Here is an 11,713-nt window from a genome sequence, read left to right on the forward strand (position 1 = left end):
TTTTATTGCAAAAACAACTCGATAGGTCATCCATGAGCCAAGGTTTGCGTATTATCTTTGCGGGTACACCAGAATTCGCCGCAGAACATCTAAAGGCGCTGCTGGGCAGCCACCATCACGTGATTGCCGTTTACTCCCAGCCAGACCGTCCGGCAGGGCGCGGTAAGAAACTGACCGCAAGTCCGGTAAAGGAAGTGGCGCTTGCCCATGCTATTCCCGTCTACCAACCGCTGAACTTCAAAAGCCCTGAAGCGGTCGCTGAGTTGGCATCGCTCAATGCTGATTTGATGGTGGTAGTCGCTTATGGTTTGATCCTGCCCAAAATCGTTTTGGATACGCCACGCCTCGGCTGCATTAATGTCCATGCATCGATACTTCCGCGCTGGCGCGGCGCAGCACCTATCCAAAGAGCGATAGAGGCGGGTGATACTGAAACTGGTGTCACGATTATGCAAATGGATGTAGGGCTGGATACAGGCGATATGCTGATAAAAGCATTTTGCCCGATTTTACCCGACGATACCGGCGGAAGCCTGCACGATAAGCTCATCCATATTGGAACACCAGCGCTGCTAGAAGCGCTCGATCTGATCCAATCCGGCCTCATCACACCGGAAAAACAGGACGACAGCCAATCCAATTACGCCCCCAAACTCAGCAAAGAGGAGGCCGCACTCAACTGGCAGTTGCCATCCGTCGAACTGGAGCGCAAGGTGCGCGCATTTAATCCTTTTCCTGTAGCCCATACCAAACTGGCGGGCGCAGGCGATGACCAGCGCATTCGAGTGTGGGCGGCCACATTCTCTACCCAAACCCACACGGCCAACCCCGGCAGCATTACCCGCATAGACCCCCAAGGGCTTTGGATTGCCTGTGCGCAGGGGCAACTGATCCTTGAGCAATTGCAATTGCCGGGAAAGAAAGCCATGACAGTGACTGAAATCCTGCGCGGCCATCCCGACCTATTTAAAGTGGGCGACCAAATGGAGCAACCTCCATGCTAAGCGTGCGTGCAGCCGCGGCTCAGGTCATCGCGCAAATACTGAACGGTAGCGGCTCACTTTCAAGCCTTTTGCCAACAATTTTGCCGAAAATTGCCGAAAATGATCGCTCTTTACTGCAAGAACTCTGCTTCGGCTGCTGCCGCCATCACCCCCAGCTTCATGCCTACACCGAATATCTGCTAGAAAAACCTTTGCGCGCGAAAGACAACGATGTACAGGCGTTGCTGCTGCTTGGCCTTTACCAATTGCTGCATACACGCATCCCTGACCATGCCGCGATTGGTGAGACAGTAGAGGTGACCCGCCATATCAAAAAGCCTTGGGCGACCAATCTGGTAAATGGTGTTTTGCGCAATTTCCAGCGCGATAGCGGCAAAATTACTGCTTTTTTCAGCGAAAATCGCGCCTTTCAAAGCAATCATCCCGCGTGGATGGAAGGTAGCATCCGTAAAAGCTGGCCAGAACAAGCCACACAAATCATGGCCGCCAATAACCAGCATCCGCCCTTCACGCTGCGCCTCAATACACACAACATCAGCCGCAGCGATTACCTCCAACTGCTGCAAGATACCGGGGTTAACGCCAAGCCCACGCCTTATAGCCCTTATGGCATCACACTGGAACATGCCTGCGACCCACGGCAACTACCCCATTTTAATGAGGGCTGGCTGAGCGTGCAGGATGAAGCAGCGCAATTGAGTGGCGATCTTCTGCAATTATCGCCAAATTTGCGGGTGTTGGATGCCTGTTGTGCACCGGGTGGAAAAACCGGTCATTTACTGGAGCTGGAACCCAGCCTCAAGGTAACTGCGCTTGATGTAGAAGAGCGCCGCCTGCAGCGGGTGCGAGAAAATCTTGCCCGCCTGGGTGTGAGCGCAAATATTCTCTGTGGTGATGGCACTCGCCCGGCCGATTGGTGGGATGGCCAGTTGTTTGACCGCATACTGCTGGATGCCCCCTGTTCCGCCACCGGTATTGTGCGCCGCCATCCGGATATCAAAGTGCTGCGCACCCCGGAAGAAATTGACCGGCTGGGACAGTTGCAACATCAGTTACTGCAAAGCCTCTGGCCATTGCTCAAGCCCGGCGGCGTGTTGCTCTATGCGACTTGCTCGATTATGCCCAAAGAAAATACGCGGGTTATCGAAGCCTTTTTGACACGCCACCATGATGCAAACTGCGACCAACTCGATGCCGATTGGGGCTTGATGCAACCCTGCGGCAGGCAACTATTACCGCAAGTGGATGGTCATGACGGTTTTTACTACGCGCGTTTGCGTAAGGCCGCGTAAGGGTATAGCGACTATTATGTTGTTGGCTCCCGCGTGCAGGGCAACGTTGCGGAAATAAAAGCCACAATGCAGAAGTAAAAAGTGACGATACGAAAATAAAACAGGCGAACTATGAAAATTATCATTCTCGGTGCCGGACAAGTGGGTGGCAGTCTCGCGGAACATCTGGCGAGCGAATCGAATGACATCACCGTGATAGACACCGATGAAGCGCGATTGCGCGAACTGCGCGACCGACTGGATATCAGCGTCGTCACCGGCGAAGCCTCCCACCCGGATGTACTGGGGCAAGCAGGGGCGGAAGATGCTGACATGCTGGTCGCTGTCACCAGCGACGATGAGATCAATATGATCGCCTGTACCGTCGCCGAACATTTATTCCATACCCCCACCAAAATCGCGCGGGTACGCGCTACTTCCTACCTGACCCATCAGCAACTGTTTGAAAACGGCGCTATTCCGATTGATGTACTCATAAGTCCTGAGCAGCTGGTATCGGAATACGTATTCCGCCTGATAGAACAGCCGGGTGCCTTGCAGGTGGTGGATTTTGCCGATGGCAAGGTTCAGCTGGTAGCGGTCAAGGCCTATCACGGTGGGCCATTGGTGGGGCAGGAATTGCGTTTTTTGCGCGAACATATGCCTTCCGTCGATACCCGTGTTGCGGCAATTTACCGGCGCAATCGCGCCATAATGCCGACCGGAACGACGGTGATCGAGGCCGATGACGAAGTGTTCTTTATCGCGGCAAAAGCCGATATCCGCGCGGTCATGAGTGAGCTGCGCCGCCTTGAAGTCGCTTATAAACGTGTGACTATCGCCGGTGGCGGGAATATCGGTTTGCGCCTGGCAAAGATGCTGGAGGGCAAATACAACGTGCGCGTCATCGAGTTCAACAAGCAACGCGCCATCCGCCTCTCTGAACAGCTGGAACGCGCGATTGTGATTCAGGGCAGCGCGTCAGATAAAGATTTGCTGATGGAAGAGAGCATTGAAGATACCGATGTGTTCCTCGCGCTCACCAATGACGACGAGGCCAATATCATGTCATCCATGCTCGCCAAGCGCTTGGGTGCACGCAAGGTGATGACGCTGATCAACAACCCGGCTTATGTAGATGTGGTTCAAGGCGGCGATATTGATATCGCCATCTCCCCGCAAACCACTACGATTGGCAGTCTACTGACGCATGTGCGTCGCGGCGATATAGTGAATGTTCACTCACTGCGGCGCGGCGCGGCCGAGGCGATTGAGATCATCGCTCATGGCGACGCCAAATCATCCAAAGTAGTGGGCAAAGCATTGGAAGACATCGATCTTCCTGAAGGCGCAAACATCGGTGCGATTGTGCGACAGGGGCCGGATGGCGATGAAGTGGTGATCGCCCACGACGACGTGGTAGTACAATCCGGCGACCATGTGATTATTTTCCTGCTGCAGAAAAAACACATCCGCGATGTTGAAAAGCTGTTCCAGGTGGGCTTCAGCTTTTTCTAGACACTTATCCGGGAACAACTTCTTTACAGCACAAAGCACGCCGACAGGGCGTGCAATTGCCACACAATATTCCCAACAACCGCTATGATGCGGCTTATTTTTGATCGAACGAATCGCTAGCACGAACTGACAGACCTCACCTGCACAGGAGCATCTCATGGCAAATATCAAGACCCAATTAGTTGTACTCGGCAGCGGCCCCGGCGGATATTCCGCCGCATTTCGCGCGGCCGATTTAGGTTTGGACGTCACGCTGGTAGAGCGCTACTCCAGCCTGGGTGGTGTCTGCCTGAACGTGGGATGTATTCCTTCCAAAGCACTGCTGCACGTTGCCGAAGTGATTAATGAAACCAAACACGCCAATAACCTTGGCCTGAGCATAGGTGCTGTCAGTCACGATCTGGATAAGGTGCGCGCCTACAAGGATTCCGTGGTCAGCAAATTGGTATCCGGTGTCGGCGCTATGGCCAAAGGCCGCAAAGTGCGTGTGGTGGAAGGGCACGGCAGTTTTACCGGCAGCCATCAATTACAAGTCGTGAATGGCGGCGAAACCACATTGATCGACTTCGAACATGCGATCATCGCCGCTGGCTCACGCAGCGTGAAGTTACCCTTTATCCCCGAAGATCCTCGCATTTTTGACTCAACCGGCGCTCTTGAACTGCGCTCTGTACCCAACCGCCTGCTGGTAATTGGTGGCGGGATTATCGGGCTGGAAATGGCAACCGTTTACGAAGCGCTGGGCAGTAAAGTGACGGTGGTCGAATTTGCTGACCAACTGGTACCCGCTGCCGACAAAGACCTTGTCGCGGTGTACAGCAAGTACAACAAAGACCGTTTCGAGGTTCTGCTCTCCACCAAAGTAGAATCAGTGACCGCCAAACCGGATGCCATTGCTGTCGCCTTCAGCGGCGCGCAAGCCCCGGCCACCCCGCGCGAGTTCGATGCGGTACTAGTCGCCGTAGGCCGCACTCCCAATGGCAAGCTGATTGGTGCCGATAAAGCCGGCGTGCATGTGGATGAACGCGGCTTTATCCCGGTGAACGCATACCTGCAAACCAATGTGCCGCACATCTATGCGATTGGCGACATCATCGGCCAACCCATGCTTGCCCACAAAGCAACTCATGAAGGCCATGCCGCTGCCGAAGGTGTTGCTGGCCATCCGCACAAATTTGAACCTATGGCGATCCCTTCTATCGCCTACACCAGCCCCGAGATTGCATGGGTTGGCCTGACTGAGAAAGAAGCCCAGCAAAAAGGGATTGCATTCAAAACCGCGGTATTCCCCTGGAGTGCGAGTGGCCGTGCAATTGCTGCCGACCGCAGCGAGGGCAAGACCAAACTGATTTATGACCCTGCTACTGACCGTTTGATCGGTGCCGGGATTGTGGGTGTCCACGCCGGTGAGTTGCTGGGTGAATTGACGCTGGCGCTGGAGTTTGGCGCAAGTGTGGAAGACATCGCCCTGACCATCCACGCTCACCCGACCCTGCATGAATCCGTCGGTTTGGCGGCAGAATTGGGCGCAGGCACCATTACGGATTTGCCGAATCCAAAAGCAAAGAAAGCCTGATCTGACGCTATCTGTAGCCAAAAACGACTAAGACAAAGGGAGCCTCAGGCTCCCTTTGTCTTACCCGGGGTTTAACCACATCGTTCTAGCTCGCCTTTACCCCTTGGGGAATCCTGAAGAAACCGGTGGGATCATAGGTCGCCTTAACCTGTTGCAAGCGCGGGTAATTGGCACCGTAATAGGCTTGTGACCAATCGCTAATGAGCGGATCTATGTAATTCACATAAGCGCCGCCGCTACTCCAGGGCTTCATGATCTGGCGGAAATTGTTTACCCAGGTTTGCGCTTTATCCACCGTCGCATTAGACGTTCCTGCGGCGAAGTAGGTGTAGTACTCGATACTGAACAAAGCACCGCGATGGATAAATGCGGTTTCATCGGCTGCGATGTCATCAATCGCACCGCGCATCAGATCCATAATCATCATGCCGTAGTTACCTTGGGCAAAGCTGTCGGCAATGGCCTGCTTCATCACCAGCAATCCTGCCTCATCAATCGGCTCATGGAAGAAGTCGGAACTTGCGGCAAAGGCATTGCGCTGGGCGCGCCCGGCGGGGTCATAACCAGCCACATAGCAGGCGGACGGATTAACCGCGCAGCCGCCCAGCATGGTATCGCGGTAGCTATTGGTCGATTGGGTTTTGAAGAGTGGAGTGACTTTGGCGGCAAGCAGGAATTGTTGCCAGTAGATGTCCATCTCCGCTTGGGAGCCAATACAAAATGCCCGGACGTACACCGACGGAGCGGCTGATCGACTATCCCATCCGGGAATGACCTGCGCCCAAATATGGTTGGGCAGCGTCTCTGGCCACGCCTGCCAGGCTGTCATTACCGCGACAAAATCGTTGAAGTCGAAATACGCTTCAAGGGTGGTGATATCGCTGGTGGTGTGGGTTTTGAACGTAAAACTGGTCACTACGCCGAAATTGCCACCGCCGCCGCCACGCAAAGCCCAGAACAGATCGGCATGGTTATTCGCATCACAGGTGACCATGCGGCCATCAGCCAAGATCACATCAGCGGAGAGGAGGTTATCGCAGGTCAGGCCGTAGGCGCGGTCAACAATGCCGATGCCGCCGCCCTGGGTAAGGCCTGCAATCCCCACGCTCAGGCAGCTGCCTGCCGGGATCGCCACACCTTTGGCGGTCAGTTGGTCATAAACATCCACCAGTTTGGCACCAGCACCCACCACCGCAGTGCCTTCGCCAACGCTGATCGCATTCATCTGCCCCAGCTCCAGCACAATGCCGCCTTCGCTGGTGGAATAACCCGCATAGCCGTGACCACCGCAACGCGGCACCAATGGCAGCTTATTGGTTTGCGCAAAAGCGAGCGCTTTCTGGACATCCTGCGCATTGCTACAACGCACTACCGCTGCGGGCTTGATGCTATCAAAGCGGGTGTTGAAAACAGGGCGAAAATTATCGTACTGGCTATTGCCGGGGCGCAGCACAGTGCCCGCCAACTGGTTATCCAGGTCAGACCAAATATCGCTCGCAGAAGAAGAACTACCACCAGAACTATCGCTGCCGCCTCCACCACCACAGGCGGTCAAGGCAGCAGACGCAAGGGACACTACAAGAAATTGCCGACGATCCATAATCACTCTTACCCGTATTGTTATCGGTGTTTGCAAACACCTGTGCTTATCGGATTCCAGAGCTGTAGTAGTGATTATTGATAGTTTTTACCTGTAAATATGGATCAGAGCACCATCACGCCATCGGCTTCAATCAAGGCTGCACGCGGCAACTGGTTGATGCCGACTGCCGCACGCGCGGGATAGGGCTGCTGGAAATACTGACCCATCACTTCATTCACAATCGGGAAATTGGCCAGATCCGTCAGGTAGATATTGAGCTTGACGATGTCCTTCAAACCACCACCGGCGGCATCGCATACCGCTGCCAGATTTTTAAACACCTGATGCGCCTGGGCTGCAAAATCGCCGTCCACCATTTGCATGGTTTTGGGATCCAGCGGGATTTGGCCCGACAAATAAACGGTATGGTTTACCTTCACGGCTTGAGAATAAGTCCCTATAGCGGCAGGGGCGTTATCACTGTGAATAATGGCTTTATTGGTCATGAGATAACCTTTGTGGGAGTGTTTAAAAAAGAAAGAAGAGCGAAAGTATAGAGGATTATGGCTAGTTTTTACTGCGATTCACGCGAATCACAAAACTCAGGTTGCGGATGCGACGCATGATATTGGCAAGGTGAATGCGGTTGTGTACACCGACGCAGAGATGAATCACGCTGTTGTGGGCATCGCGCTCGTGCACGTTGATGTGCTCGATGCTCGCACCCTGCTCGGTAATGCGCGTGGCGAGGGTGGCGATAATGCCGCGGTCGCTTTCCACTTCAACCCGCACATCCACTAAAAACTCGCCGCTGACAGTCGCCGCCCAGTTTACCTGGCTGATTTTGTCAGGGTAGCTGCGGATTTCAGCGATATTGCGGCATGTATCCTGATGGATCACCAACCCTTTACCGGAACTGACGTGACCGATAATCGGATCGCCCGGAATCGGGCGACAGCAGCGGGCAAAGCTGATCATCATGCCTTCAGCAGAATCGATGGTAATCGCCGAATTCATCGCACCAGCGCGGGCTTTTACCTCGGCATCCGGCTGCAGCAGCTTGATGACCGAATAAACCACCTTGTTACCCAAACCGATTTCCTCGTACAGCTTCTCCATGGAATCCACTTGGGTGCCGTAGAGAATCTTGTGCTGCTGTTCATCGCTCAGGTGATCCAGATCCATGTGAATCTCACCCAAGGCGCGGTTGAGCATGCGCTTGCCCAACGCCACTGATTGGTGATGGCGCTGATGCTTGAGGTAATGGCGGATGGCCGAACGCGCCTTTGCCGATACCGCAAAATTCAACCAGTTAGGATTAGGCTGTGCACCCTGCGCGGTGATGATCGCCACCTTTTGGCCACTCAACAAGGGTTGCGACAGCGGAGCCATGCGCTCATTAATACGGCACGCCACGCAGGTATTACCAATGTCGGTATGCACGGCGTAGGCAAAATCCACCGGTGTTGCACCAGTCGGTAACTCCACAATTTTGCCTTTGGGGGTGAATACGTAGACTTCATCGGGGAAGAGGTCAATCTTCACGTTCTCGATGAATTCGAGGGAGTTACCCGCATTTTTTTGCATTTCCAACAAGCCTTGCACCCATTGGCGCGCACGGCTATGGCTTGCGTTGACCGGCTCGTCGCTGTTGGACTTGTAGAGGAAGTGGGCGGCGATCCCGCTATTGGCCATCTCATCCATTTCTTTGGTGCGGATCTGCACCTCAATCGGCACCCCGTGCATGCCGACCAATACAGTATGCAACGACTGGTAACCGTTAGCTTTGGGGATGGCGATGTAGTCTTTGAATTCGCTCGTCACCGGCTTGTACAGGTTGTGCACCACACCGAGCACGCGATAACAGGTGTCTACCGAATCGACAATAATGCGGAATGCATAGACATCCATAATTTCTTTGAAGAACTTTTTCTTCTGGCGCATCTTTTCATAGATGCTGAATAAGTGCTTCTCGCGGCCGATCACAATCGCGGTGATATTGTCTTTCTGCAGGCGCTTTTCAAACGAAGTCTGGATCTGCTCAACCAATTCCTTGCGGTTACCACGCGCAGTTTTGAGTGCGGCTTGCAAGCGCGTCGCGCGCAGTGGATACATGCAGTAGAAGCTGCGGTCTTCCAGCTCCAAACGCACCTCATTCATCCCCAAGCGATGGGCAATAGGCGCGTAAATCTCCAGCGTTTCTTTGGCGATGCGGCGCTTTTTATCGGGTGGCATCGCACCCAGGGTACGCATGTTGTGCAGGCGGTCGGCAAGTTTAACCAGAATTACGCGCAGGTCATTGGCCATCGCCAAGGCCATTTTCTGGAAGTTTTCCGCCTGTTTTTCCGCGTGGGATTCAAACTCAATCTGGGTGAGTTTGCTCACGCCATCAACCAAATCCGCCACTGAATCGCCAAATTGGCCGGCAATCGCTTTTTTGCTGATGCCGGTATCTTCAATCACATCATGCAGCATGGCGGCCATCAGGCTTTGATGGTCCATATGCATGGTGGCGAGGATGTCGGCTACGGCAAGAGGATGGGTGATGTAGGCTTCGCCGCTGCGACGTTTTTGACCGTCGTGGGCTTGTTCGGCGTAGAAGTAGGCGCGCTTCACCAAATTGATTTGGGAAGGTTCGAGATAAGACGAAAGCCGATGGCTAAGGGCCTCGATGGTTTGCACGCCTTTCTCCGGAATTTTTGGCCGGGGTTTGGTCCGGCCAGTCCAACAGCACAACTGCCATACATCTATTCATAAGATGGAGGCAGTTGTTGGAAATTTAAATCTCGTTGTCGTACACGCGCTCAGGCTTGGGTTGTGGCAGGGTATCTTTTTCCAACAGGATGCTGGCGTCGATAAAACCTTCTTCAATTTCGCGCAGGGCGATTACAGTCGGCTTGTCATTTTCTGGCGCAACGTGTGGATCTTTACCACCAATCGCCAATTGACGCGCGCGCTTGCTGCCAACCATCACCAACTCAAAACGGTTATCAACGTGATCCAAACAATCTTCAACGGTAATACGTGCCATAACTTTGTGTGCTCTATAAAAACAAACGCGAGGGTAAACGCAGCTGTGCTGCAATCCGGTCGGCTATTATGCGTCAGCGGGCGTCACTCTGCCAACCGCGCATGGACAAATTTAAGCCAATAAGTCGCCAAGTAACTGGCTATGGCGCTCAACCTGACGCGCAAGGCGGATATGCTGGCTGGTGATCAACGCCTGGAACTGCGCCAGTGCGACGGTAAAGTCATCGTTGATGATCAGATAATCGGCCTCAACATAATGCGACATTTCACTGATCGCCTCGCTCATGCGCGCCTCGATTACCGATTCGTCGTCTTGCCCACGGCCGGTCAAGCGCTGGCGCAAACAGGCCAGTGATGGCGGCAGGATAAACAAACTCACTGTACCCGGCATCAGCTTGCGCACTTGCTGCGCGCCTTGCCAATCGATCTCCAGAATTACATCAATGCCTTGGTTCAAGGTATCAACCACCCATTGCTGCGAGGTCCCATAAAGATTGCTGAACACCCGCGCATGCTCAAGAAAAGCACCCTCGGCTAGCATCTTTTCAAAGGTGGCATGATCGACAAAATGGTAATTCACACCATCCACTTCGCCAGGGCGCATCGGGCGTGTGGTGTGGGACACCGATACGCAGACTTCCGGGTTGGATTTGACCAGCGCACTGACAAGACTGGTTTTGCCCGCACCCGAAGGGGCGGAAACAGTGTAGAGAGTACCGAGATTAGCCATGGACAAAACCTGCTCGCAGAAAAGTGAAAAACCAAATTATGGCACAGCACGCCCCTCTCGCACATTGGATTGCAATAACCCCTGTTTCACTAACCATACATCCTGCTCTGTGCCATAGTAGCGCTATTGTCCACCTGCCTGCGAGTCAGCCAATGTTGCGTCAACTTCTCTCAATTACCCAAACTGCCGAACGTTTGCGTGTGCGCCCTGAATATGTGCGCCAGTTAGTTGCTAAAAAACGCCTGGATTTTATTCACGGCGAACAACTGGATGCAGCACAGGTTGAACGCCTTGCGCAGCTTATGGAAAAACTGCGCAGTAACGGCATAGCGACACTGGTGGAAATTACCGCGCAAGAACATCAGGAGGAATAATCCGAACCGTGAAAGGTTTACGTCCTGTTGCAAAAAATGGCACCATTACAAAAATATGACAATTATTTTAATGATTCCATTTTTTGGCATACACGATTTACAGGTAAGGACATGTCACTACACGCAGGACTCGAACAGCGCATTACCCAAACATTCATTATTGCGATTGTGATTGCACTCATCTGGATGTTTACACTTATCAATCAACCTGCAGCAGAAATTCACCGCGTTAATTTTGGCAATCAGGCGCAACTTGTCAGTGTCATTCCCGCTCCCGAAAATATTATGCGCGGGCGCAATGTTGAATTTGTCGTGAGCTGGTGGCTGCTGGAGCCACTACCCGCAGGTCATACTATTTCTTATCGATTGCGCAACCGGCAACAGGATCTTGCGCTTCTGGATACCACCAGCATACAAACCAGTGGGCAGCCTTATGCATCTATCTCTACTGGTGGTATGGTTTTTAATGACCGGATTTCACTCCCAACGCCCGCTGACGCAACACCTGGCATTTACGAAGTCGTTGCCTATTTATATCCCTTTGAAAATTACGCACTACACACCGATCAAGGTTCACCTATTTTTTTATCGCAGCGAACACTGTTCACCGTGAATATCACGCACTGAA

11 protein-coding genes are annotated in these 11,713 nt (G+C 53.3%); 6 read left to right on the forward strand and 5 right to left on the reverse strand.

The genetic code is table 11. From position 1 onward, the window contains the following. The first annotated feature begins 32 nt into the window (after positions 1-32). The 4 genes from fmt (at position 33) to lpdA (ending at position 5,369) form a co-directional block, all read left to right on the forward strand. Positions 33-1,004 carry a methionyl-tRNA formyltransferase gene (fmt, locus tag VC28_RS14400; RefSeq protein WP_049631247.1) on the forward strand — a complete coding sequence of 324 codons (972 nt, stop codon included), beginning with the start codon at positions 33-35 and terminating at the stop codon, positions 1,002-1,004. Beyond that, the gene (gene rsmB / locus VC28_RS14405; protein ID WP_049631248.1) at positions 998-2,296 is read left to right on the forward strand and encodes a 16S rRNA (cytosine(967)-C(5))-methyltransferase RsmB; all 1,299 of its coding nucleotides are present in this window, start codon (positions 998-1,000) and stop codon (positions 2,294-2,296) included. The genes fmt and rsmB overlap by 7 nt, the downstream gene beginning before the upstream one ends. Positions 2,297-2,407: 111 nt before the next feature. Next, the gene (gene trkA, locus VC28_RS14410; RefSeq protein ID WP_049631249.1) at positions 2,408-3,793 is read left to right on the forward strand and encodes a Trk system potassium transporter TrkA; all 1,386 of its coding nucleotides are present in this window, start codon (positions 2,408-2,410) and stop codon (positions 3,791-3,793) included. Positions 3,794-3,950: 157 nt separating this feature from the next. Then, complete coding sequence (gene lpdA / locus VC28_RS14415) at positions 3,951-5,369, forward strand: dihydrolipoyl dehydrogenase (RefSeq protein ID WP_049631250.1); 1,419 nt, start codon at positions 3,951-3,953, stop codon at positions 5,367-5,369. 85 nt (positions 5,370-5,454) lie between these two features. On the opposite strand, the gene VC28_RS14420 is transcribed toward lpdA, so the two are convergent. From VC28_RS14420 to gmk, 5 genes are all read right to left on the reverse strand, one after another. Next, positions 5,455-6,969: an FAD-binding oxidoreductase gene (locus tag VC28_RS14420; RefSeq protein ID WP_049631251.1), complete on the reverse strand. Its 1,515-nt coding sequence runs from the start codon at positions 6,967-6,969 to the stop codon at positions 5,455-5,457. A gap of 104 nt (positions 6,970-7,073) precedes the next feature. Then, positions 7,074-7,457, reverse strand: coding sequence for a RidA family protein (locus tag VC28_RS14425; protein ID WP_049631252.1), 384 nt, complete (start codon positions 7,455-7,457; stop codon positions 7,074-7,076). A gap of 61 nt (positions 7,458-7,518) precedes the next feature. Next, complete coding sequence (gene spoT / locus VC28_RS14430; protein WP_049631253.1) at positions 7,519-9,633, reverse strand: bifunctional GTP diphosphokinase/guanosine-3',5'-bis pyrophosphate 3'-pyrophosphohydrolase; 2,115 nt, start codon at positions 9,631-9,633, stop codon at positions 7,519-7,521. Positions 9,634-9,730: 97 nt separating this feature from the next. After that, positions 9,731-9,982 (reverse strand): DNA-directed RNA polymerase subunit omega, encoded by a 252-nt coding sequence (gene rpoZ / locus VC28_RS14435; protein WP_049631254.1) that lies wholly within the window; start codon positions 9,980-9,982, stop codon positions 9,731-9,733. Positions 9,983-10,093: 111 nt separating this feature from the next. Continuing rightward, positions 10,094-10,711 carry a guanylate kinase gene (gmk, locus tag VC28_RS14440; protein WP_049631255.1) on the reverse strand — a complete coding sequence of 206 codons (618 nt, stop codon included), beginning with the start codon at positions 10,709-10,711 and terminating at the stop codon, positions 10,094-10,096. A gap of 152 nt (positions 10,712-10,863) precedes the next feature. Between gmk and VC28_RS14445 the strand changes: the two genes are divergently transcribed. Both VC28_RS14445 and VC28_RS14450 read left to right on the forward strand, forming a co-directional pair. Next, positions 10,864-11,085, forward strand: coding sequence for a hypothetical protein (locus VC28_RS14445; protein WP_049631256.1), 222 nt, complete (start codon positions 10,864-10,866; stop codon positions 11,083-11,085). 111 nt (positions 11,086-11,196) lie between these two features. Beyond that, positions 11,197-11,712 (forward strand): hypothetical protein, encoded by a 516-nt coding sequence (locus VC28_RS14450; RefSeq protein WP_156184340.1) that lies wholly within the window; start codon positions 11,197-11,199, stop codon positions 11,710-11,712. Position 11,713 lies beyond the last annotated feature (1 nt).

This window comes from Cellvibrio sp. pealriver (assembly GCF_001183545.1).
Classification (GTDB): domain Bacteria; phylum Pseudomonadota; class Gammaproteobacteria; order Pseudomonadales; family Cellvibrionaceae; genus Cellvibrio.

Bases quoted from the DNA above. Each gene is read 5' to 3' on its own strand.
- VC28_RS14425 (WP_049631252.1), bottom strand. From the start codon at position 7,457: ATGACCAATAAAGCCATTATTCACAGTGATAACGCCCCTGCCGCTATA.
- VC28_RS14445 (WP_049631256.1), top strand. From the start codon at position 10,864: ATGTTGCGTCAACTTCTCTCAATTACCCAAACTGCCGAACGTTTGCGT.
- VC28_RS14450 (WP_156184340.1), top strand. From the start codon at position 11,197: ATGTCACTACACGCAGGACTCGAACAGCGCATTACCCAAACATTCATT.
- rsmB (WP_049631248.1), top strand. From the start codon at position 998: ATGCTAAGCGTGCGTGCAGCCGCGGCTCAGGTCATCGCGCAAATACTG.
- rpoZ (WP_049631254.1), bottom strand. From the start codon at position 9,982: ATGGCACGTATTACCGTTGAAGATTGTTTGGATCACGTTGATAACCGT.
- fmt (WP_049631247.1), top strand. From the start codon at position 33: ATGAGCCAAGGTTTGCGTATTATCTTTGCGGGTACACCAGAATTCGCC.
- lpdA (WP_049631250.1), top strand. From the start codon at position 3,951: ATGGCAAATATCAAGACCCAATTAGTTGTACTCGGCAGCGGCCCCGGC.
- trkA (WP_049631249.1), top strand. From the start codon at position 2,408: ATGAAAATTATCATTCTCGGTGCCGGACAAGTGGGTGGCAGTCTCGCG.
- gmk (WP_049631255.1), bottom strand. From the start codon at position 10,711: ATGGCTAATCTCGGTACTCTCTACACTGTTTCCGCCCCTTCGGGTGCG.
- VC28_RS14420 (WP_049631251.1), bottom strand. From the start codon at position 6,969: ATGGATCGTCGGCAATTTCTTGTAGTGTCCCTTGCGTCTGCTGCCTTG.